Source organism: Streptomonospora sp. PA3, from assembly GCF_009728995.1.
Lineage (GTDB): Bacteria > Actinomycetota > Actinomycetes > Streptosporangiales > Streptosporangiaceae > Streptomonospora.
In genome coordinates this window covers 437,047-458,862 of sequence record NZ_VTZW01000016.1, presented here as the reverse complement: position 1 = coordinate 458,862, position 21,816 = coordinate 437,047, and the positions used below count along the sequence as shown (strand labels likewise).

At 73.3% G+C, this 21,816-nt stretch carries 16 protein-coding genes; 10 read left to right on the top strand and 6 right to left on the bottom strand.

The window, feature by feature from the left end:
* The first annotated feature begins 18 nt into the window (after positions 1 to 18).
* From FZ103_RS18500 to FZ103_RS18470, 7 genes are all read left to right on the top strand, one after another.
* Positions 19 to 1,851 (top strand): GTPase, encoded by a 1,833-nt coding sequence (locus FZ103_RS18500; protein WP_156002826.1) that lies wholly within the window; start codon positions 19 to 21, stop codon positions 1,849 to 1,851.
* Positions 1,848 to 4,502 carry a GTPase gene (locus FZ103_RS18495; RefSeq protein WP_156002825.1) on the top strand — a complete coding sequence of 885 codons (2,655 nt, stop codon included), beginning with the start codon at positions 1,848 to 1,850 and terminating at the stop codon, positions 4,500 to 4,502. Before FZ103_RS18500 ends, FZ103_RS18495 begins: the two co-directional genes overlap by 4 nt.
* Before the next feature lie 379 nt (positions 4,503 to 4,881).
* A complete protein-coding gene (locus FZ103_RS18490; protein WP_186356495.1) occupies positions 4,882 to 6,264 on the top strand; it encodes a GGDEF domain-containing protein in 1,383 nt (460 codons plus the stop codon).
* Between the two features lie 85 nt (positions 6,265 to 6,349).
* A complete protein-coding gene (locus FZ103_RS18485; RefSeq protein WP_156002824.1) occupies positions 6,350 to 7,432 on the top strand; it encodes a DUF4192 domain-containing protein in 1,083 nt (360 codons plus the stop codon).
* A 227-nt stretch (positions 7,433 to 7,659) separates the two neighbouring features.
* Positions 7,660 to 9,324, top strand: coding sequence for an energy-dependent translational throttle protein EttA (ettA, locus tag FZ103_RS18480; RefSeq protein ID WP_156002823.1), 1,665 nt, complete (start codon positions 7,660 to 7,662; stop codon positions 9,322 to 9,324).
* A 148-nt stretch (positions 9,325 to 9,472) separates the two neighbouring features.
* Positions 9,473 to 9,925, top strand: a complete 453-nt coding sequence (locus FZ103_RS18475) for a globin (RefSeq protein ID WP_156002822.1) — start codon at positions 9,473 to 9,475, stop codon at positions 9,923 to 9,925.
* A 482-nt stretch (positions 9,926 to 10,407) separates the two neighbouring features.
* A complete protein-coding gene (locus FZ103_RS18470) occupies positions 10,408 to 10,596 on the top strand; it encodes a hypothetical protein (RefSeq protein ID WP_156002821.1) in 189 nt (62 codons plus the stop codon).
* A 54-nt stretch (positions 10,597 to 10,650) separates the two neighbouring features.
* Here FZ103_RS18470 and FZ103_RS18465 read toward each other — a convergent pair whose 3' ends face one another.
* From FZ103_RS18465 to FZ103_RS18455, 3 genes are all read right to left on the bottom strand, one after another.
* Positions 10,651 to 11,916 carry an MFS transporter gene (locus tag FZ103_RS18465; protein ID WP_343233591.1) on the bottom strand — a complete coding sequence of 422 codons (1,266 nt, stop codon included), beginning with the start codon at positions 11,914 to 11,916 and terminating at the stop codon, positions 10,651 to 10,653.
* A gap of 60 nt (positions 11,917 to 11,976) precedes the next feature.
* The gene (locus FZ103_RS18460; RefSeq protein ID WP_186356493.1) at positions 11,977 to 12,441 is read right to left on the bottom strand and encodes a thioesterase family protein; all 465 of its coding nucleotides are present in this window, start codon (positions 12,439 to 12,441) and stop codon (positions 11,977 to 11,979) included.
* Between the two features lie 113 nt (positions 12,442 to 12,554).
* Positions 12,555 to 14,663: a prolyl oligopeptidase family protein gene (locus FZ103_RS18455; protein ID WP_156002820.1), complete on the bottom strand. Its 2,109-nt coding sequence runs from the start codon at positions 14,661 to 14,663 to the stop codon at positions 12,555 to 12,557.
* Positions 14,664 to 15,004: 341 nt separating this feature from the next.
* On the opposite strand from FZ103_RS18455, the gene FZ103_RS18450 reads away from it, so the two are divergent.
* Together FZ103_RS18450 and FZ103_RS18445 are read left to right on the top strand one after the other, a co-directional pair.
* Entirely contained in the window at positions 15,005 to 15,505 is a 501-nt protein-coding gene (locus tag FZ103_RS18450) for an HNH endonuclease (protein WP_186356534.1), read from the top strand.
* Positions 15,506 to 15,629: 124 nt separating this feature from the next.
* Positions 15,630 to 15,830: a zinc ribbon domain-containing protein gene (locus FZ103_RS18445; RefSeq protein ID WP_156002819.1), complete on the top strand. Its 201-nt coding sequence runs from the start codon at positions 15,630 to 15,632 to the stop codon at positions 15,828 to 15,830.
* Positions 15,831 to 15,989: 159 nt separating this feature from the next.
* Here FZ103_RS18445 and ilvD read toward each other — a convergent pair whose 3' ends face one another.
* Together ilvD and FZ103_RS18435 are read right to left on the bottom strand one after the other, a co-directional pair.
* On the bottom strand, positions 15,990 to 17,852 hold the full coding sequence (gene ilvD / locus FZ103_RS18440) for a dihydroxy-acid dehydratase (RefSeq protein WP_156002818.1): 1,863 nt from the start codon (positions 17,850 to 17,852) through the stop codon (positions 15,990 to 15,992).
* Positions 17,853 to 18,095: 243 nt separating this feature from the next.
* Positions 18,096 to 18,926, bottom strand: a complete 831-nt coding sequence (locus FZ103_RS18435; RefSeq protein ID WP_156002817.1) for a nuclease-related domain-containing protein — start codon at positions 18,924 to 18,926, stop codon at positions 18,096 to 18,098.
* A gap of 186 nt (positions 18,927 to 19,112) precedes the next feature.
* Here FZ103_RS18435 and FZ103_RS18430 point away from each other — a divergent pair, with 186 nt between their 5' ends.
* Complete coding sequence (locus tag FZ103_RS18430) at positions 19,113 to 20,531, top strand: amidase (RefSeq protein ID WP_156002816.1); 1,419 nt, start codon at positions 19,113 to 19,115, stop codon at positions 20,529 to 20,531.
* Here FZ103_RS18430 and FZ103_RS18425 read toward each other — a convergent pair.
* The gene (locus tag FZ103_RS18425) at positions 20,458 to 21,750 is read right to left on the bottom strand and encodes an MFS transporter (protein WP_156002815.1); all 1,293 of its coding nucleotides are present in this window, start codon (positions 21,748 to 21,750) and stop codon (positions 20,458 to 20,460) included. The two genes, FZ103_RS18430 and FZ103_RS18425, sit on opposite strands and share 74 nt — an antisense overlap.
* Between the last annotated feature and the right edge of the window lie 66 nt (positions 21,751 to 21,816).

Here is a 21,816-nt window from a genome sequence, read left to right as displayed (position 1 = left end):
GAGGAGGGCGGAAGCGCTATGTCCCGGCCGTCTGCGATGCCGGAAGCCACAGGGGCGGGCCGACCCGAGCCGCGCGCGGCCGAGGGAGCCGGCGAGCACCAGGCCCCCGCCGGGCGCCACGAGCGCGCCCCCACCTCCGCCGAGAGCCGCAAGGGCGCCAAGCACCGCGGCGACGACTCCTTCGACAAACGCTTCGAGAAGGTCCTGGAGCACCTGGGCAGCCGCATCCGCGGCATCGAGTTCGCCGAAGGGCTGCCCGGCGCCAGCGAGGGCATCAGCGCGCGCACCGACGTCCTCCACCAGCTCGACGACTATGTCCTCCCGCGTGTCCGCCGCCCCGACACCCCGCTGCTGATCGCCGTGGCCGGCTCCACCGGAGCGGGCAAGTCCACCCTGGTCAACAGCCTGGTGGGCGAACAGGTCACCACCACCGGCGTGCGCCGCCCCACCACCAACAGCCCCGTGCTGGCCTGCAACCCCGCCGACGTCGACTGGTTCAGCGAGGCGTCGTTCCTGCCCACCCTGCCCCGCGTGCGCCAGCAGGGCCTGGCCATGCCCGGCAAGGACGGCATGCTCGTGCTGGCCCCCAGCGAGGCCATGCCCCGGGGCGTCGCGCTGCTGGACACCCCTGACGTCGACTCCGCCGTCGCGGCCCACCACGAGTTCGCCGCCAAGTTCCTCGACGCCGCCGACCTGTGGGTGTTCGTCACCACCAGCCGCCGCTACGCCGACGCGCGCGTCTGGGAGTTCCTGCAGGTGGCGCGCGACCGCGGCACGTCGCTGGCGGTCGTGCTCTCCCGCGTGCCCGAGCGCGGGCGCGACCAGCTCCTCGCCCACTTCGGCGCGATGCTGGAGGCCAACGGGCTGGGCGGCGCCACCCGCTTCGCCATCCCCGAGACCGACCAGATCGCCGGGGAGCGCTTCACCGCCAACGTCGCCGACCCCATCCGCGAGTACCTCGCCGACGTGGCCGGCGACCTCGTCCAGCGCGATCGGGTGTCCCTGCGCACCTTCATCGGGGTCATCGACAGCTTCCGCACCCGGGTGCCCGACCTCGCCAAGCACGTCGAGGCCCAGGTCGAGGCCAGGCGCGTGCTGGAGTCGGCCATCCAGTCGGCCTACTCCGACGCCGGCGCCGAGATCGACGACGCGCTGCGCGAAGGCGAGCTGATGCGCGGCAACCTGCTGGCGCGCTGGCAGGACATCGCCGCCAGCGGCGAGCTGATGCGGATGATGCGCTCGCGCGGCAGGCGCAAGCCCCGCGGCGACGCCGAGGAGGAGTCGCGCGTTCAGGGGCTGGAGCACGCCGTCCGCGACAGCCTGGAGTCGCTGGTGCTGTCCTCGGCCGAACGCGCCGTGGAGAAGGTAGCCGACCGGTGGGAGACCGTCCCCGGCGGCGGCGCCGTCGTCGAGCGCGCCGGCGGGCGGCGGCTGCCCGAGAAGTTCGTCGAACGGGTCGGCACCACGGTGCGCGAATGGATGGACCGCGTCGGCGAGATGGTCTCCGCCGACGGCGCCACCAAGCGCTCGGTGGCCCGCGTGATCAGCTTCGACAAGCAGGCCTTCACCCTGGTGCTGATCGTGGAGCTGCTCGGCTACGACGCCGCGGGCGCCGGAGCCGAGCGCAGATCGGGCCCCTCGCCCAACCGGCTGCTCAAAGGTGTGTTCGGGGCCGATTCACTGCGTAACATTAGTAACCGGGCGCGTGAGGACCTGCGGCGCCGCATCGGAACGCTGCTGTATGAGGAGCGCACCCGCTTCACCGACACGCTGGCCGCCATCAAACTGCCCGAAGAGGCCGATGCCGTCCAGCTCTACCAAGCGACGTACAACCTCGAGATTGCGCGATGACGACTCATTGGAACGCCGCTCACGCGGATGAGGAGCCCGAGGCGGCGGGAAACCGGGAACCCGGCAGCGTCCCGCGCGGCCAGGCGCCGGGTTCCGGGCATGACGCGCGCAGCGGCGATCAGCCGTGGAACGGCTACGTCGTCCCCGAGACCGATCCCGCCGACGCCGGATGGGCCCCGCCCGCCGGCGACGCCTGGCCCGCGAGCCCGCCCGTGGGTCCGCCCGCCTCGTCCTACCCGGCGCTGCGGCGCGCCGTCGACCAGTCGGAGGCCGCCCAGGCGGGGTGGTCGGCCCGGCACTCGGGGGCGGAGCCCGGCCGCGTTCCTGACGACGCCCCCACCGCCCCGGTGCCCCAGGTCGGCGCGGAGCAGGAGGAGCCCCGCAGGCCCGCGGGGAGTAGTCAGAGCGGGCCGGAGGGGCGCGGTGCCGCCTGGACTGACGAGCGCGGGGAGCGAGGAACGAGCGACCCAAGCGAGGAGGGAAGGCGGCACGTCGAAGCGCCCCGCAGGCCCGCGGAAAGCACGCCCGGCGCCAAAGAGGGGGGCAGGGCTCCCGCGGGTGTCGCGCGGCCCGAGCCCGAACCGCTGCCCAAGCGCCCCGTCCGCCACGCGGCCGGCGAGTCCGGCCCGCGCCAGGCCCGGCGCGAGCAGGAGGGCGCCGGCGACCGCTCCGTCCACGGCCGCCACGCCGCCCCCGGGGCCCCGGGCGCCGGGCGGACCGGCGGCGAGGGCGACCCCGACGACCCCGACCGCCTGGCCGCCTGGGTGGGCAGCCTGGCCGACGTCAACGAGACCAACATGATCGCCGGGCGCCGCACCGGCCCGATGCCCGTCGTCAACGTCGAGGACACCTCCGCCGAGGCGGCCCCCGCGCCGTCGGCCCCCGAGCCCGAGGCGGCCGCTGAGGACGCGCCGACGCCGGCCGAGCCGAGCGCCGCCGGCGCGGTGGCCCGCTACGGGGCAGACGCCGACATCCCCGCGGACGAGGACGAGGAGTACCGGCCCACCACGGCCGACGACCTGTGGGAGCCGATGCCCGCCATCACCCGCGAGCAGCTGATCACGCGGCTGGACGCGGTCTCGGCGCTCGTGGGCATCGGAGCCGACGATTTCGACCCCGAGCTCCTCGAACAGGCCCAGGCCCTCCTCGACCACGCCGGGGCCCGGTTGCGGCTCTCCGGCGAGCACACCGTGGTCGCCCTGGCCGGTGGCACCGGAAGCGGCAAGTCGTCGCTGTTCAACGCGCTGTGCGGGCTGGAGTTCTCCCGCGTGGGCATCACCCGCCCCACCACCTCCGACGCACACGCCTGCGTGTGGGGCAACGAGGGCGCCGAGGGGCTGCTCAGCTGGCTGGGCGTGCCGCGGCGCAACCGCCACTCGCGCACCAGCGAACTCGACAAGAGCGACTCCGAGCTGTCCGGGCTGATCCTGCTCGACCTGCCCGACCACGACTCGGTGCGCGCCGAGCACACCGCCGAGGCCGACCGCCTGATCGGCTCCTGCGACCTGCTCGTGTGGGTCCTGGACCCGCAGAAGTACGCCGACGCCGCCGTGCACCACCGCTACCTCGCCGAGATGACCGGCCACGGCTCGGTCACCGTGGCCGTGCTCAACCAGGTCGACCGCGTCGAGCCCGAGGAGCTGGAGGAGCTGCTGACCGACCTGCGCCGGCTGCTGGAGACCGAATCGGGAGTGCACCCGCGGGTGCTCACCACCTCCACCCTCACCGGCCAGGGGATCCGCACCCTGCGCTCCCTGCTCGCCGACACCGTCTCGCAGCGCCGGGCGCTGATCGACCGGCTGGTCGCCGACCTGGACCGCGTGGTCGTGGGATTCGAGCGCTATCACGGCGACCCCGGCGAGACCGACGTCGTCGTGCCCGACCGGGTGCGCGCCGCACTGGTCGCCGACCTGGTCGAGGCGGGCGGCGTGGCGGCCATCGCCGACACCGCCGAGACCGCCTACGAGCAGCGCGGCGAGCGCCGGGTCGGCTGGCCGCTGAGCCGGTGGGCGCGCAAGCTGCGCCGCGACCCGCTCAGCGCGGTCGGCGACGGCTTCGGCGGCAGCGCCGAGGCGGCGGCACCGGTCGAGGCCTACAGCGCGGGCATCGACAAGGCCGCCGTCGATGTCGCCGACGAGGTCGCCGGGTCGCTTCCGGTGCCCTGGCCGCGCCGGGTGCGCGCTGCGGCCCGCGGCGGGCTGGACACGCTGCCGCGGGAGCTGAGCGAGGCCGTGGCGGCGTCGGTGCCCGACCCCGAGGACACCCCCAACTGGTGGCGCGGCGTGCAGGTGCTGCAGTACGTGCTGGTGGCCCTGGCGGGAGTCGGCGCGCTCTGGTTCATCACCGTCCTGGTCAGCTGGCTGGCCGGGGGCCTGACCGGCCTGGTGCTGCTGGACACACCGGTCTTCCTGGCCTTCGCCGGCGCGATGGCGGCGGCCATGCCGGTGGCGGGCTGGCTGCTGGGCACCGGGTGCGCCAACCTGATCGGGGTGTCGGCGGCCCAGCGGCGCGAGCAGGTCGAGCAGCGCAGTGCCCAGCGGGCCCGCGAGCTGGCCGAGCAGCGCATCCTCGCCCCGGTCGAACAGGAGCTCGCGCGCTACGCCGAATCCTGCCGCGCCCTGCAGACCGCGCAGGGACCCCGCGCGGACTGAATCCGGGGCGCCGCGCTCCGCAGTCCGCACCCGACGATCACCGATCGCGAGGCTTCCGGGATTCCGCCGAACCCGCCCGGATGCCTCGCGATCGTCGTTTCCGCGCCCTCCTTACCGACGCCTCGCGGACCGTCCGCAACCCCGAGCGGACGGTCCGCAACCCCGATTCGGGCCAAACCACTCCGGATGGGAGCCGCAGCGCAGGAATCTGGCGGTTCTGCTGAGCGCTGCACAATCAGCGATTAAAATATCACTGACTGTGATTCAAGGCGGACCTGACGGTGGGCACCGGATGCGCGCGGGCACGCTGACGTGCGGCCCGCGGCGTCGCCTCGCGGTGCCCGGTTGGACGCCCTGACTGCGAGCGGGGGAGATCCACGTGGCGGTAGCCGAGCGGAGCGCGGTGACCCGCGAACGGAGGCGGCAGCCCCGTTCCCCCTGGCCGCTGCTGGCCCAGCCGCGCGGCCTTGTCGTCCTGATCAGCGCGGTCGTGGGCTGCGCCGTGCTGCTGGGGGCCGGCGCGGCGGCCCGGACCCCCGTCCGGGGTGAGGAACTGGCCACGTTCGGCGCCCTGGTGGCCTGCGCGGGGCTGTCGGTCGAGGCCATGCGCCGGCTCGGCAAGCCCTCGGGGCTCACCCGCGACCTGCTGGGCGCCTGGTGGCTGCCGACCATGCTGATGCTGCCGCCGCTGTACGCCCTGCTCCTGCCCGTCCCTGTGTACCTGCTGCTGCAGTACCGCATCCGGCGGGCCGTGGCGCACCGCAGGGTCTTCAACGCCGCCTCCGTGGGCGTGGCCGGGTTCGCCGCATCGATGCTGTTCCACAGCGCGGTGGGCGGCGGCTGGGAGGCGGGGGTGTCGCTGCCGCTGGAGAGCACCGAGGACGCGATGTCCACGGTGCCGGGAGCCATGCTGGCGCTGGCCTGCTGTGCGGTGTTCACGGTGCTCAACAACCTTGCCGTGGTCGCGGCCATGTGCCTGAGCGCCACGGGGGCGCCGTGGCGCAAGACGCTGTGCGACCGCGAGGCCCTCATCGTCGACGGGGTGGAGCTGTGCGCCGGGATCACCGCCGCCATCGTGACCGGGCTTTCGCCGGTCCTGCTGGCGGTGGTGCTCCCACCGGTGCTGCTGCTCCAGCGCAGCCTGCTCTACCAGCAGTTGCAGACGGCGGCCCGCACCGATCCCAAGACCGGCCTGCTCAACGCGGGCACCTGGGAGACCGAGGCGGGCGCCGAACTCGCCAGGGCGCGCGAGGCCGGGCAGTCGGCCGCGGTGCTGATCATCGACATCGACCACTTCAAATCCGTCAACGACACCTACGGCCACCTCTTCGGCGACCACGTGCTGCTCGGGGTGGCCACCACCCTCACCGGGCAGTTGCGCTCAGGCGACGTCGTGGGGCGGTTCGGCGGCGAGGAGTTCGTGGTCCTGCTGCCCGGAGCGGACATGGCCGAAGCCTGCCGCGTCGCCGAGCGGCTGCGGATGCGCGTGGGCAGGATGGAGCTGAACGCCGACGGCGAAGAGGTGGCGATCACGGTGTCCCTGGGCCTGGCCGTGCTGCAGGTGCACGGTGACGACCTGGTGAGCCTGCTGGCGGCGGCCGACCTGGCCCTCTACCGCGCCAAGGGCGCCGGGCGCGACCGGGTGTGCCTGCCGGTGGTCGCCCGCCCTGCCATACCGGCCCAGCTCGGCGCCCACGGCGAGCGCGAGGCGGTGCCGCCGGCCCCCAGCGTCACGGCGGCCGAGGGCGCCGAGGCCGACTGAGGGCGGTCCGGGCGGCGCCCGCCGGTCGTCCACAGCCGCAGTATCGGCGTTGCCGCGGCACGGCGCCCGGGGCGACCGTGAGTACATGGAACAGAACAAGGAGTCGCTCCTCCAGGTCCCCGCCCGCCTCACCCTCAGCTGCCCCGCCGACATCCTCGCCGCCGTCCCCTACATCATCGGCTACCACCCGCGCGACACCCTGCTGGTGCTGGGCCTGCGCGGCGACACTCCGCGCCTGCACACCACCTTCTGCCGCGATCTCGACAGCGGCGCCGACGCCGAGACCACCGACGCCGAGACCACCGACGCCGGGGCCGCCGCCGACGGGGTCGCCGCGGCACTGCGCGCCGAGGACTGCACCATCGCGCTGGCCGTGGGCTACGGTCCCGCGTCCGTGGTCACCCGCCACATCGACGCCCTGCGGCGCACCGCCGAGCAGGCCGGCATCGCCCTGCGCGAGGCGCTGCGCGTGGCCGGCGGCCGCTACTGGTCCTACCTGTGCGGCTCACCCGAGTGCTGCCCTCCCGAGGGAGTGCCCTTCGACCCCTCGGCCTCGGCGGTGGCGGCCACCGCGGTCGCCAACGGGCTGAGCGCGTGGCCCAGCCGCGAGTGCATCCGCGACCACCTCGCCCCGGTCGGCGGCGCTGCGCGCGAACGCATGCGCGCGGCCACCCGCGCGGCCGAGGAGCGGGCAGCGCGGCTGCGCGCCACAGCGGCGCGCAGCGGCCGCGACACCTACGGGCCGCGCTTCCGCGTCGAGGGTGCCCGGGCGGTGCGCGCCGCCGTCGCGGCGGCCGAACAGGGCGAGCTGCCCGACGATCCCGACCAGATCGCCTGGCTGGGGGTGCTGCTGCAGTGCGTACGGGTGCGCGACGAGGCCTGGACGCTGATCGACCGCGCGAGCGCCGCCGTCCACGAGCGGCTGTGGCGGCACCTGCTGTGCCACGCCGAGCCCGCCTACCGCCCCGCGCCCGGCGGGCTGCTGGCGGTCGCCGCCTGGGCCCGGGGCGATACGGCCCTGGCCGCCACCGCCTTGGAGCGCGTCCGCGAGGCCGATCCCGACTACTCCATGGCCGCCCTGGTCCACCGCGCCCTGCGCGCGGGCCTCCCGTGGCAGGGCTACCCGCCCGAGACCCTTGAGGCCGCCTGGCCCCTGGAGTCTCCGTGACCGCGAGCGCCGGCGGCCGAGATCGGAGGCCGCCCTGACAGCCATGATGTCCGCGACGCCGCGAGGGGCCCGTCGTTTCCCCTGGGGGAGTGGAGAACCTGCCTAACCGACGTCGACAAGCAGTGGCCCCCGCCCTCTGCCCTCCACCCCTCGGATCGCCGTTCCACCCCTGCCGTCGGGGCTCGCGACTGGTCCAAGCGCCGTGTGCCACGCCCTAGGCTGGAAACATGCCGGAGTTCATTTACAGCTTGCGAAACGTGCGCAAGGCGCACGGCGACAAAGTCGTGCTCGACGATGTCTCGGGGCAGTTCATCTACGGGGCGAAGATCGGCGTGGTCGGGCCGAACGGCGCGGGTAAGTCCTCGCTGCTCAAGCTCATGGCCGGCGTCGAGCAGCCGTCCAACGGCGAAGCCCGGCTGATGCCCGGATACAGCGTCGGACTGCTCGCCCAGGAGCCCCACCTCGACCCCGACAAGACCGTCCTGGAGAACGTCGAGGACGGCGTCGCAGAGACCAAGGCGATGCTCGCGCAGTTCAACGAGATCGCCGAGAAGATGGCCACCGACTACTCCGACGACCTGCTCGCCGAGATGGGCAGGCTCCAGGAGCAGCTGGACCACCGCAACGCCTGGGAGCTCGACAGCCAGCTCTCCCAGGCCATGGACGCGCTGCGCTGCCCGCCGCCCGACGCGCAGGTCGACACCCTCTCGGGCGGCGAGAAGCGCCGCGTGGCGCTGTGCCGACTCCTGCTGGAGCAGCCCGACCTGCTGCTGCTGGACGAGCCCACCAACCACCTGGACGCCGAAAGCGTGCAGTGGCTGGAGTCCCACCTGGAGAACTACGCCGGCACCGTCATCGCGATCACACACGACCGCTACTTCCTGGACAACGTCGCCACGTGGATCCTGGAGCTGGACCGCGGCAAGCTCTACCCCTACGAGGGCAACTACACCACCTACCTCGACACCAAGGCCGCCCGCCTCAAGGTCGAGGGACAGAAGGACGCCAAGCGGCAGAAGCGCCTGTCCGAGGAGCTGGAGTGGGTGCGCTCCAACGCCAAGGCGCGCCAGACCAAGAGCCGCGCCCGCCTGCAGCGCTACGAGGAGATGGCGGCCGAGGCCGCCAACACCCGCAAACTGGACTTCGAGGAGATCCAGATCCCGCCCGGCCCGCGCCTGGGCAACACTGTGGTCGACGTGAGCAACCTCACCAAGGGCTTCGACGACCGGGTGCTGATCGAGGACCTGAGCTTCTCGCTGCCGCCCAACGGCATCGTCGGCGTCATCGGCCCCAACGGCGTCGGTAAGACGACCCTGTTCAAGATGATCGTCGGCGAGGAGAAGCCCGACTCCGGGTCGATCAACATCGGCGACACGGTCGAGATCTCCTACGTCGACCAGTCCCGCTCGCGCATCGCCAAGGACAAGAACGTCTGGGAGGTCATCTCCGACGGCGAGAGCTTCATCCAGGTGGGCAAGGTCGAGATCCCCAGCCGCGCCTACGTGGCGGCGTTCGGGTTCAAGGGCTCCGACCAGCAGAAGCCCGCCGGCGTGCTCTCCGGCGGCGAGCGCAACCGCGTCAACCTCGCGCTGACACTCAAGCAGGGCGGCAACCTGCTGCTGCTGGACGAGCCCACAAACGACCTCGACGTCGACACCCTGGGCTCGCTGGAGAACGCGTTGCTGGACTTCCCCGGCTGCGCCGTGATCACCAGCCACGACCGCTGGTTCCTGGACCGGGTCGCCACCCACATCCTCGCCTGGGAGGGCGGCTCCGACTGGTTCTGGTTCGAAGGCAACTTCGCCTCCTACGAGAAGAACAAGGTCGAGCGGCTGGGCGCCGACGCCGCCCGCCCGCACGCGGTCACCCACCGCAAGCTCACCCGCGACTGACGACCGGTCGGCGGACATCCGGCATCGGGCCGCGGGGTGCGTGCGCGCACCCCGCGGCGACCACCTCCGGTGCCCCGCACCCGCGGCCGCATCGGGGCGGGCGCGGACTCGCGCCGCCGATCGCCACCGCATAGGCTGACGACCGACTATGACTTCCCCGCGCGAAGAACCAGAACCCCAGACGTTCTACGACGCCGTCGGCGGCGAGGAGACGTTCACCCGCCTCGTCCGCCGCTTCTACGAGGGCGTGGCCGAGGACCCCGTGCTGCGGCCGCTGTACCCCGAGGAGGACCTCGGGCCCGCCGAGGAGCGGCTGCGCCTGTTCCTCATGCAGTACTGGGGCGGCCCTCGCACCTACAGCGAACAGCGCGGCCACCCGCGCCTGCGCATGCGGCACGGCCCCTTCCGCGTGGGCTCGCGCGAGCGCGACCACTGGCTCGCCCACATGCGCGCCGCCGTGGACGAGCTGGAGCTTCCCGAGGCGCTCGACCGCCAGCTCTGGGAGTACCTCGTCTACGCGGCCCACAGCATGGTCAACACCCCCGACGACGTCGCTCCGGGCGGCGAGGCCCAGCTGGGCGTGCAACGGCCGCCGGAGTAGGCCCCCAGGCGCCGCGCTGGGAATCCCCTCGGCGCCGGGGCCACCCGCTCAGCCCTACGTCGGCGCACTCACCGGCCGCGCCGGTAGGGCACCGCCCGGCGGCGGAACAGCGACTCCCCACCGGCGCTCGCGTTCCCCGACGAGCGCCGCGCCGTGCCGGGGTCTTTTGCAGGAGAGCGGCGGAAGCGACGCGTTCGCGTCCTTCGGATTGCCGCAGTAACCGCAGACCTCCTCCACATTGGGCCGGGCACACAGCCGGCAGTCCCACCCCGCCCGGGCATCGCCGGGAACGTCCCCGCCGAGTTCATCGGAGATTTCCATCCCTGCCCCCGTCCTCCGCACGGCCCCCGGACCGCGCAGAGCAGTGTTCACTCGAATCCGCTTGGTAGTCCGCTGCCCACAAAGTGTCGGATACATCGTGCGGATCGCGCATATCGCCGTATCCGACGGGTACCGTCGGTCAGGAAGAAGAGGGAGGGGCCTTGAGTGTCGCCGGCTTCAGCTTGCTCGGGTTCGCCTGTGTGGTGGCCGTTGCTCTGCGCCAACTCCTGCGGCTATCCAAGGTGCGCGTTCCGAGGTGGGTGGACGTCGTGCTGATAGCGATCATGGCGGCGGTGCTCATATTCCTGTACGCGCTTGCCCTGCACAATCCGGAGCTTTTGGGCGGGTAGCGAAAGGGCGCGGCTCTTGTCGCCGGGTACGGGGCGCGACTCGCTGCGGTCGCCTCAGGCTCGGGTGCTGCGCGAACCGGGGAGCCGGACCTGGGGCCGCGCGCGCAGGCTCAGGGAGACCACCGCCACCGCGGCGGCGCAGAACGCGGCCGCCACCGCGTAGACGGCGTCGATGCCTAGCCAGGTGATCACCAACCCCATGAACAGCGGTGTCAGCGTGTTGCTGACCGCCTGAAGCGAATTCTGCGCGGCCATCGCCCTGCCCGCCCAGGACATGCCGGCCGTCTCGGCGACGGCGGTGAAGGTCAGGCCGTTGTGGCCCATCGCCAGCAGGAGGCAGAGCAGCAGCAGCGGCACGGAGGCGGCGGGGGCGACGGTGCCGGAGAGGGAGAGCAGCACGAGAGCGCAGCCGGAGGCGATCGCGAGGATGCGCACCGGGCGCAGGCGGCTGCCGATGCGGTCGGAGACGATGCCCAGCAGCATGCGGTTAAGGGCGCCGGGGACCTGGGTCGCCGCGATGAGGGCTCCCGCGGCCGGGGCGGACCAGCCGTGCTCGCTGACGAGGTAGACCAGCGCGTAGGTCATGACGGAGGCCTGCGGCACGCCCAGCAGCATGCTGACTCCGTGCACGCGCCAGATGGCCGCCTGGCGGTAGGGGGAACCCGCGGGCACCGCGGCGGGGGAGTCCCCGGACGGCGACCCGGCGCCGCCGCGATCGTCCTCCTCAGCACCGGCTCCGGCCGCCCCGCCTGCCTCCGGTTCGCGCGGGGCACGCGCGAAGACCAGCACCAGCGGCACCATCACCACACCCAGCGCCGCCGGTAGCAGCATGGCGGCCGCGAACCCCCAGTGCTCGGCGGCCAGCGGCATCAGCGCGGCCGACGCGCCGACGCCCAGCGGCTGGGCCATCTGCCGGATCCCCATGGCCAGCCCGCGCCGGCGCACGTCGAACCACGCCATGACCAGCCGCCCGCCGGCAGCGTTGACCGGCCCGCCCGAGGCCCCGACGCACACGAGCACCGCCCCGGCGCCGAACACCCCCTCGACCGCGCCGAGCAGCGCCAGGAAGAACGCGGTCAGCAGCAGACTCGCGGTCATCGTGAACCGCTCGCCGTAGCGGTCGATGACCCAGCCCCACCCGAACAGCGTCACCAGCAGCCCGAACGCGGGCAGCCCCGCCAGCGTCCCGGCCTGGGCGATGCTCAGCCCGTAGGCCTCCCGCAGTTCGGGAAGCACGAACGGCACCCCGAACATGGCCCCCACGCTCGCCACCTGAGAGGCGACCGCGATTCCCAGGATGACCCAACGTCTGCTGCCCACCACGCCAGCCTAGCCAGCGCCCTCGGCCGGCATCGCGGCGGGAGGCGGCCCCGGGCCTGCCTACTCCCCCTCGGGCAGCAGGAAGCCGTCGAGGTAGTCGCGCTCCCGCTGGTCGAGGCGGCGCACGGACTGGGCCTCGATGTCGTAGCCCACCAGGACCGACACCGCCCGGGCGTAGACGTGGTCGTCGTCGCGGATCTCATAGGACAGCCGGAAGCTGGCGTTGCGGACCTCGGTCACCCAGGTCTCCACCCGGACGGGCTCGGTGCGCATGAGGATCGGCCTGAGGTAGTCGATCTCGTGGCGGGCCACGACCAGGCCGCCCAGCGGGCCGGGTCGGCCCGGCCCGAAGTCCGGGCGCAGGAAGGCGATGCGGGCGTCCTCCAGGTAGGTCAACATCCGCACGTTGTTGACGTGGTTCAGCGGATCCAGGTCGGCGAAGCGCACCTGGGCGTGGAAGACGTGCCGGCGCGGCCCTCCGGCAGCCGTCTGCGACGCCTCCGCCTGCGTAGCGGCCTCCACCACGGTTGTCCACCCTCCCAACGGCGACACGGCCGGGCACCTGCCCGCGTGCTCACGCTATCGGGCGGCGCGCGCCGCGGTGCCGCCGGGGACGTGCGCCCGACGCGTGCGCTCGGTCACGTCGGGCCGTCCTCCAGGCCGGTGTGGTGCGCCAGGAAGGCAAGCTGGTCGGCGCTGAGGCCGACCGTGCGTGAGACCGACCGGGAGCTGTGGCCGACCTCGGACTCCCGGCGCAGGAGGATGGGGCGCTCCTCCAGTGGGGCGGTGGTGGCATGCTGCAGCGCGGCGCACATCTTGCGGGCGTGCATGGGGTCGACCCGGGTGTCGTTGTCGAAGACGGTGAACAGGGTGGCCGGATACGCCGTGCCCGGGCGGACCCGGTGGTAGGGGGAGTAGGCCAGCAGCCAGGACAGCGCCTCGGGGTCCTCGGCGCTGCCGTACTCCACGTTCCACAGCTCGCCCAGGCCGAAGCGCTCGTAGCGCACCATGTCCAGCAGCGGCGCGGAGCACACGGCCGCGGCGAAGAGGTCGGGGCGCTGGGTGACGGCGGCGCCGACCAGGAGCCCGCCGTTGCTGCCGCCCATCACCGAGAGCCGGTCGGGCGTGGTGCGCCCGCTGCGGACCAGGTACTCGGCCGCGGCCAGGCAGTCGTCGAAGACGTTCTGCTTGGCGCCGAGCATGCCGGCGCGGTGCCACTCCTCGCCCTCCTCCAGCCCGCCGCGCAGGCTCGCGACCGCATAGACGCCTCCCGCGCGCACCCAGCTCAGCGCCGTGGCGGAGTAGCCCGGCGTCATCGAGATCCGAAAGCCCCCGTAGCCGTAGAGGACGGCCGGGCGCGGGCGCGGCTCGCCGGCGGGGGAGACCACCAGCATGTGCACCGCGGTGCCGTCGCGCGAGGGAAAGGAGACCTGCTCGGTGCGCACGTCGGGCACCTCGGGCGCGCCCGGAGCGGCGTCCCACAGCGCCAGCTCCCCGGTGCGGGCGTCGTAGGTGTAGACGGCGGTCGGCGAGGTGGTGTCGCTGTAGCCGAACCACGCCTGGTGCCCGCCTTCAGGCCGCTCCATCAGGCCGCCGACCGAGCCGAGCCCGGGCAGTTCCACGGCTCCGCGCCGGCGCCCGGTCGCCAGGTCGTGCACGGTCACCTCGCTGATGGCGTGGCGCCGCCAGGAGACGAGCAGTACGCCTTCGTCGAGTTCCGGCCCGTCCAGAATCGCGTAGTCCATGAGGACAGCGTCGGCGTCGGCCGCCACGAGCGTGTGCCAGTGCTCGGCGCCGGGAGTGCGCGGGTCGGCCACGCACAGCCGTCCGCGCGGGGCGCCGCGATCGGTGAAGACGTACAGCCGGCCGTCGCGGCCCACCGACGGCACGGCCTCGGCGTCGACACCCACCTGGACGGGCACGAAGCGCGGCCGCTCCCAGCCGTCCGCGGCCAGATCGGCGAGCCAGGCGTCGTTGCTCGCCGACGTGCCCTTGGCGGCGGTCAGCACCAGCCAGCGGCCGTCGCGGCTGACCTGCAGCCCGTAGTGCTCGGTCTTGTCCCGTCCGGTGCCGAAGACAAGCACGTCCTGGTCGGTGGGCGTGCCGATGCGGTGCAGGTAGACCCGGCGGTGGTACTGCTCCTCGCCCTCGGGCACCGCGTCCGGCGGCAGCCGGCGCACGTAGTAGAAGGCCTCGCCGCCGGGCAGCCATGCCACCGGGGAGTAGCGGCACCGGTCGATGGGGCCGTCCACGACCTCGCCCGTGTCGATGTCCATGACCCGCAGCAGCGACTCCTCGTCGCCGCCCGCCGAGATCTGATACGCCAGCAGCCGCCCCTCCAGATCGGGCCGCCAGGAGTCCAGCGTGGTGTCGCCGCCCGGGTCGAGCGCCACCGGGTCGATCAGCGCGCGCTCGACGGGTGCGCCGCCGGGGCCGGGATCGGCGGCGTACAGCACCCCGTGCTCCTGCTCGGCGGTGCGCCGCATGAACAGGCGGCGCTCGCCCCGCCAGCAGGGGGCGCCGACGAACCCGGCGCCCAGCAGCTCCTGGATGTCGGCGGTGAAGCGGTCCCGGTCCTGCCACCGCGCCGCCTGGGCGCTGTAGAGCGCGTCCTGGGCGTCGCTCCACTCCTTGGTCTGCGGGGAGCGGGGATCCTCCAGCCAGCGGTAGGGGTCGGCGACGCGGTGCCCGTGGAGTTCCTCCTGGCACTCGGCGCGCTCGGCAGCGGGGTAGCGAGGTTCAGGCATGTCCAGAACTCTATCCGCCGGGCGCGGCGTGCCTCGGATCCTTCGGGACGCCTGTGGACGATCATGGATCACCCGCTGGTTTTCGCTGCCTACGCATAATTAGGGTGGCGGCGGAGCGGTCCGACCAAGCAAACTGAATGCGGGACGTTACTCGGCGGGAACCACCCACGGGAGGTCCGTGTGGCAACGCGAACAGCACCGGTCGTCCGGCCGGTCGACAAGGAGGCCTCCTGGCTGGCCGATCGGCTTGCCGGGGAAGAGACACGGCCGTTGTCCCCGACGGCCGAGGAGAAGCCGTGAGCAGCGCGCGCAGTACGGAGGGCGGCACAATTCACCGCCACGTGCTGCTGCTCAACGCCAGTTACGAGCCGCTGACGACCGTACCGCTGCGCCGGGCCATCCTGCTCGTCCTGCGGGACAAGGCCGAGGTGGTGCACGGCGACGCCGGCGGAACCGCCCTGCACTCGGCCACCACCGCGTTGTCGGTGCCCTCGGTCATCCGGCTCCGGCGCTACATCAGGGTCCCGTACCGGCGCCGTGTCCCGCTGACACGGGTGGCGCTGATGCGGCGCGACGGCAACCACTGCGCCTACTGCGGCAAGCGGGCCGAGACCATCGACCACGTCATTCCCCGCAGCCGCGGCGGTGCGCACGTCTGGGAGAACGTAGTGGCCTCCTGCAAAACATGCAACCACCGCAAGGCCGACCGCCTGCTCGACGAACTCGGCTGGAAGCTGAACGTGACCCCCACCGTCCCCCGCGGCCTGCACTGGCGCCTGATCAACGGTGAGAACCACGGCGATCCGCAGTGGGCACCGTACATGGCCCGGGCCGCGGCCTGACACACGCAGCGGCAGCGCGACGCGTCCGCGCCGAGAGGCGGGGGCGCGTCGCGCTCGTCGCCTGCCGGGGCCCGGCGGCAGGGCGCCCCAGCGCGGGCGCCGCCGGGCGCTTATCCTTATGCTCATGCCACGCTACGAGTACCGCTGCCGCGAATGCGGCGAGACGTTCGAACGCTCCCGTCCCATGGCGGAGTCGACGGAGCCCGCGATGTGCTCCCGCGGGCACGACGACACCGTGAAGCTGCTGTCCACCGTCGCAGTCGGCGGCGTCGCCGAGGCACCGGCCGCGGCCGGCGGCTGCTGCGGCGGAGCCTGCTGCGGGTGAGTCCCGCCCCGGGGCGCCCGCGCCGCCGGGGGTGCTTCGGCGTCCGCAGAGGTGCCTGCGCGTTCGGCGTCAGCGCCGGGAGCGGCCCCCGGGAGCACCCTCGGCGTGCCGCGGTGCGGGGCGCCCCCGCACCGCAGCGCGGCCGCCGGCCGAGCGGGCCTACCGCTCCACCTGGGCGACGTCGCGCGCCGCGCCCGTGGAGGCGGAGGTGGCCATCGCCGCATAGGCGCGCAGCGCCTGGGTGACCGGGCGCTCCCGGTCGCGGGGGCGGAAGGTCCCCAGCTCGCCGAGCAGTTCCTCGCGCCGGGAGTCCAGCTCCGCGGCGGGCACGTCCAGCTGCAGCGTCCGGTTGGGGATGTCGATGACCACGGTGTCGCCCTCGCGCACCAGCGCGATGTCGCCGCCCTGGGCCGCCTCGGGCGAGGCGTGGCCGATGGACAGTCCCGAGGTCCCGCCGGAGAAGCGGCCGTCGGTGATCAGCGCGCAGGACTTGCCCAGTCCGCGGCCCTTCAGGAAGCTCGTCGGATAGAGCATCTCCTGCATGCCCGGCCCGCCCTTGGGGCCCTCGTAGCGGATGACGACCACGTCGCCGGGCTCGATCCGCTTGTTCAGGATGCCGTCGACGGCATCCTCCTGGCTCTCGAACACCTTCGCCGGCCCGGTGAAGGTGAGCAGCTCCTCCTCGACCCCCGCGGTCTTGACGATCGCGCCGTCGGGAGCGAGGTTGCCGTAGAGGACCGCCAGCCCGCCGTCGGCGGTGTAGGCGTGGGCGACGTCGCGCACGCAGCCGGCCTCGCGGTCGGTGTCGAGGGTCTCCCAGCGGACGTTCTGGGAGTAGGCCTTGGTGGTGCGCTTGCCGCCGGGGGCGGCGTGGAACAGCTCGCGGGCGTCCTCGGCGCAGGTGTCGACGGCGATGTCCCAGCGCTGCAGGTACTCGCCCAGGGTGGCGCCGTGGACGGTGGGCACCGAGGTGTCCAGCAGCCCGCCGCGGGCCAGTTCGCCCATGATGGCGGGGATGCCGCCGGCCCGGTGCACGTCCTCGATGTGGTACTTGTCGGTGTTGGGCGCGACCTTGCACAGGCAGGGCACCCGGCGGGAGAGTTCGTCGATGTCGGGCAGGCCGAACTTCACGCCCGCCTCGGTGGCGGCCGCCAGCAGGTGCAGGATCGTGTTGGTGGAGCCGCCCATCGCGATGTCCAGCGCCATGGCGTTGGCGAAGGCCGCGGGCGAGGCGATCGACAGGGGCAGCACGGAGGAGTCGTCCTGCTCGTAGTAGCGGCGGGCGACCTCGACGACCAGGCGCCCGGCGTCCTCGTAGAGGCGCTTGCGGGCGACGTGGGTGGCCAGCACCGTGCCGTTGCCCGGCAGCGCCAGGCCCATGGCCTCGGTCAGGCAGTTCATCGAGTTGGCGGTGAACATGCCCGAGCAGGAGCCGCAGGTGGGGCAGGCCGCCTCCTCCATCGCGTCCAGGTCGGACTGGGAGACGCTCTCGTCGGCGGAGGCCACCATGGCGTCGATGAGGTCGAGCTTGCGCTCGGTGACGGCGGTGCCGTTGACGACGGTGGCCTTACCGGCCTCCATCGGCCCGCCGGAGACGAAGACGGTGGGGACGTTCAGCCGCATCGCGGCCAGCAGCATGCCCGGCGTGATCTTGTCGCAGTTGGACACGCACACCAGGGCGTCGGCGCAGTGGGCGTTGACCATGTACTCCACGGCGTCGGCGATCAGTTCGCGGCTGGGCAGCGAGTAGAGCATGCCGCCGTGGCCCATGGCGATGCCGTCGTCGACGGCGATGGTGTTGAACTCCCGCGGCACCCCGCCGGCCTCGCGCACGGCGCCGGCTACGACGTCGGCGACCTCGCGGAGGTGGACGTGGCCCGGCACGAACTGCGTGAAGCTGTTGGCGATCGCGACGATCGGCTTGCCGAAGTCCTCGCGTTCCACGCCGGACGCGCGCATGAGGGCGCGCGCGCCGGCCATGTTCCTGCCGTGGGTGACGGTGCGTGAGCGCAGCGCGGGCATGGGGTGCTCCCATCGACGCCAGAAGCGTGGACGACATGTGTTCCACTCACGATGGTAGCCCTGCCGCGGACCCGACACGTCTCGGCACCGAAGATCGGTTGTCCGAATGGTGAGACAGTACTGCGCCGATCGCCCGCACCGCGGCCGCGAACGAGCGAACGCGCCGGGCGCGGCGGCTCGGCGCGTTGGGGAAGGGGCGGGTACGGAGCGGGGCGGCGGCCCGGCCGCGAGGGGCCTACCGCGTCAATAGCGGGCGGGCAGCACCTTCTCGGCGGTCTGGGCGATCTCCTCGATCTCCCGGTCGCTGAGCTGCCCCTTGCTGCTGCGCAGCCACTTGCGGACCTTGGTTCCGGCGATGACGTCGACGCCGCGCAGGTTGTGGCTGTCCCAGGGCAGGCTGGGGCCGTAGACGGCGAGCGAGGCGCGCACGCTGATCTCGCGCCCGAGGTGCTCGCTGATCAGGCGCTCGGCGGCGCGGGCCTCCTCAAGCGCCTCGTCGATCCGCTCGTTCTTGGAGAACTTGCCGTGGTAGAGCTTCTCGAGTTTGTTGCGCACCGGCAAGCGCTTGTCCCAGGACTCGGAGTCGATGGCGAACGCGCCGCGCCGCCCCACGATGAAGTGGTCGATCTGACCGTTGCCGCCGGGGATGCCGCGGGCGTGCAGCACGCGGTAGCCCAGGCGGTTCATGACGCGAAGCTGGGCTTCGGTGCGGCGCTGGGCGGCCGAGGGCCTGCGCCAGCGCGGAACCTCGGAGTGGCGCCGGGAGGCGTGGACGATGAAGGCGACGAGCGCGGCGGCGGCGAGGGTGGCGCCCAGCCGCCAGTCGGCGGTCAGGAATCCGCCGGCCGCCCCGAGGGCGGCGGCGGAGGACAGGCGGATCAGCCAGCGCCGGCCCGACGCCGAGGCCAGCGCGCCGTAGGTCTTGCGGGCTGCGGCGCCGGAGCCGCGGGTACCAGGGGAACTCGTCGTGCGGGAGGTGACGAAGGGCGAACCGGAGCGGCTCTGCTGCGCGGCGCCGTTGACTGAGGTTGCCGAGGTTGCCGAATCCACGCTGGAAAGAGTAGTTCGATCCATATGCGAGTCCTAGTACATCGAATCTCACACTTTACTTCCCCGTCATGGGGTGCTTTCTCACGTGTACGCAGGGTTGCTCCGGGGAAAGACTGCCCTCTCCCCGCGGTTCTCTAGAGAGGCCCGTCGATAAACGTCCCCGTACCGCGCGGTTCTAACACCGCCTGTTGCGGACTACGCTCTGATCACATGGCCGAGATCCACGAGCTGACGGCGATTCAGCAGGCCGAGGCCGTCCGCCGCCGCGAGCTCTCCCCGACGGAGATCACCGAGCACTACCTCACGCGCATCGGGCGGCTCAACGAGCAGCTCGGGGCGTTCATTGCGGTTGCGGAGGAATCAGCCCGCGATCAGGCCCGAAAGGCCGAGGAGGAGGCGCTTTCCGACACGCCCGGCGAGCCGCCGCCGCTGCTGGGCGTGCCCATCCCCGTCAAGGACCTGGACCCGGTGGCGGGCATGGCCTACACCCGCGGATCGGCCCTGCACGCCGACCGCGTCGCCGACGCCGACTCCGACGTGGTGGCCGAGCTGCGCGCCGCCGGAGCCGTGATCACCGGCAAGACCAACACCCCCGAGTTCGGCTGCTCCTGCTACACCGAGAACGACCTCGCCCCCGCCGCCCGCACCCCGTGGGACACCTCCCGCTCGGCCGGGGGCTCCAGCGGCGGCGCGGCCGCCGCCGTGGCCGCGGGCCTGGCCCCGGCCGCCCACGCCAGCGACGGCGGCGGGTCCATCCGCATCCCGGCCGGCGCCTGCGGCGTGTTCGGCATCAAGCCCAGCCGCGGCCGGGTGACCTCGGGGCCCACCAAACCCGACTTCACCGGGCTGGCCACCGCGGGTTCGATCGCCCGTACCGTGGCCGACGCCGCGCTGCTGCTGGACATCATCTCGGTCAACCGCCCCGGAGACCACTTCACCGCACCGGCGCTGCCCGTCGGCGAGACGTTCGTCGGCTATGCGCTGCGCGAGCCGGGCAGGCTGCGCATCGCCCGCTTCGGCACCTCCCCGGTGCCCGGCGCCGGGGTCGACCCCGAGGTCTCGGCCGCCTACGAGGACGCGGCCAAGCTGCTGGTCGAACTGGGCCACGACGTCGAGGAGATCGATCCGCCCTTCGACGCCGATCTGCTGGAGGACTTCGCGCTGGTGTGGGCGGGACTGGCGGCCGCCGAGCCGGTCGATCCGGCCGACGAGCACCGGCTGCGCCCGCTCACCCGCTGGCTGCGCGAGCGCGCGGCCGACTCCTCGATCGCGGCTTACATGCGCGCCGCCGGCCGGCTGCAGAACGCCGGGCGCGCAGCGCTGCCGCAGATGCTGCCCTATGACGCGGTGCTCAGCCCGACGGTGGCCAAGCTGCCGGTCCCCATCGGCCACTTCGGCGGCGACCCGGCCGAGGACTTCCGCCGGATGACCGAGTACGCCCCGTTCACCTCGATCGCCAACATCACCGGCCAGCCGGCGGTGAGCGTCCCGCTGTACTGGAGTCCCGAGGGGCTGCCCGCGGGCGTCAGCTTCATGGGCAGGCCGGGCGGCGAGCCTACTCTGCTTTCGCTGGCGGCCCAGCTGGAGGCGGTGCGCCCGTGGGCCCTCCGCCGGCCGCCCGTCTGGTAGCGGTAGCGGCAGGCGGAGCGCTCGCAGCGGCGGGGCGCAGCCGCAGCGAGGCCAGCGCCGCCACGGTGGCCGCGGCGGCGGCCCCGGCCGCCCCGGCGGCGATCCCGCCGAGGTCGATGAGCCAGCCGGTCATCGGCGCGGCCACCGCGATCCCGCCCGTGATGGCTGAGGAGAGCCAGCCGTAGGCCTCCCCCCGGCGCCGCTCCGGAGCGACGCCGCCCATCCGCTCGGTCACCGCGGCGATGGTGGGGGCGATCGCCAGGCCGCCCGCGAACAGCACCGGCGCCAGCATCCAGGGTGTGGGCAGGTGCAGCAGCGGCGGCAGCAGGGGGACGAGCAGCGCCGCGCCCGCAGCTGCGCCCCACGCCCGCAGCGCCAGCCGCGGCGGCCCGGTGAAGGTGCCCGAGAGCAGCCCGCCGACGGCCGATCCCGCGGCGTAGACCGCCATCAGCGCTCCGGCGTAGCCGGGGGAGCCGAGTTCGCGCGCCCAGGCCACCATGGTCAGGTCCACGGCGCCCAGCCCCGCGGCCAGCAGGGAGGTCATCGCCAGCACCAGGCTGATCCGCGGGTTCAGCAGCAGGGAGCGGGCGCGCGCCGGGGCCGCGCCGTGCTCCTCCTCATCGGGCTGGGGCGCCGACAGGCCCGCGCGGCGCAGGCTCCAGGCGAAACCGGCGGCGCCCAGGCACGGCAGGACGGCCATCACCGCCACGGCGGCGCGCCCGCCGGCCAGCGCCACCGTGGCCGCGGCCAGCAGCGGCCCGGCGATGAACAGCAGCTCCTGCAGCGTCGCTTCGGCGGCGAACATGGTCTGGCGGGTGGGGCCGGAGGTGATGCGCGGCCAGATCGACCGGGCGATCTGGGTGGCCGGCGGCTGGAACAGCCCCGTCGCCAGCGCCAGCGGGACCGCCGCCCACCACAGCGGCGCGGGCAGCAGCGCCAGCAGGAGCAGTCCGGCGCCGTAAACCGCGGCCGAGCTGAGCAGCAGCCGCGCCTTGGAGCCGCGGTCGGCGAGCCGCCCGCGCACCGGCCCGGCGACGGCCGTGCCCACCGTCAGCCCGCCGGCGACGAGCCCGGCCAGTCCGTAGGATCCCGTCCACCCGGCGACCAGGAACGTGACGGCGATCGGCAGGCCGCCCAGCTGCAGCCGTGCGAACAGCGACCAGAACAGCAGAGCGGGCACGTGATCGACCGCGAAGAGCCGGCGGTAGGGCGCGAGCATTCTGGGATCGTATCGAGAAGAAAACCTCTAACGGGTCGCTTTAGGCGTTTAACGCATTTTCCCGGC

Excerpts from the sequence above, each read along its gene's own strand:
- FZ103_RS18500 (WP_156002826.1), top strand. The coding sequence starts at position 19 with ATGTCCCGGCCGTCTGCGATGCCGGAAGCCACAGGGGCGGGCCGACCC.
- FZ103_RS18495 (WP_156002825.1), top strand. The coding sequence starts at position 1,848 with ATGACGACTCATTGGAACGCCGCTCACGCGGATGAGGAGCCCGAGGCG.
- FZ103_RS18485 (WP_156002824.1), top strand. The coding sequence starts at position 6,350 with ATGGAACAGAACAAGGAGTCGCTCCTCCAGGTCCCCGCCCGCCTCACC.
- ettA (WP_156002823.1), top strand. The coding sequence starts at position 7,660 with ATGCCGGAGTTCATTTACAGCTTGCGAAACGTGCGCAAGGCGCACGGC.
- FZ103_RS18475 (WP_156002822.1), top strand. The coding sequence starts at position 9,473 with ATGACTTCCCCGCGCGAAGAACCAGAACCCCAGACGTTCTACGACGCC.
- FZ103_RS18455 (WP_156002820.1), bottom strand. The coding sequence starts at position 14,663 with ATGCCTGAACCTCGCTACCCCGCTGCCGAGCGCGCCGAGTGCCAGGAG.
- FZ103_RS18445 (WP_156002819.1), top strand. The coding sequence starts at position 15,630 with ATGCCACGCTACGAGTACCGCTGCCGCGAATGCGGCGAGACGTTCGAA.
- ilvD (WP_156002818.1), bottom strand. The coding sequence starts at position 17,852 with ATGCCCGCGCTGCGCTCACGCACCGTCACCCACGGCAGGAACATGGCC.
- FZ103_RS18435 (WP_156002817.1), bottom strand. The coding sequence starts at position 18,926 with ATGGATCGAACTACTCTTTCCAGCGTGGATTCGGCAACCTCGGCAACC.
- FZ103_RS18430 (WP_156002816.1), top strand. The coding sequence starts at position 19,113 with ATGGCCGAGATCCACGAGCTGACGGCGATTCAGCAGGCCGAGGCCGTC.
- FZ103_RS18425 (WP_156002815.1), bottom strand. The coding sequence starts at position 21,750 with ATGCTCGCGCCCTACCGCCGGCTCTTCGCGGTCGATCACGTGCCCGCT.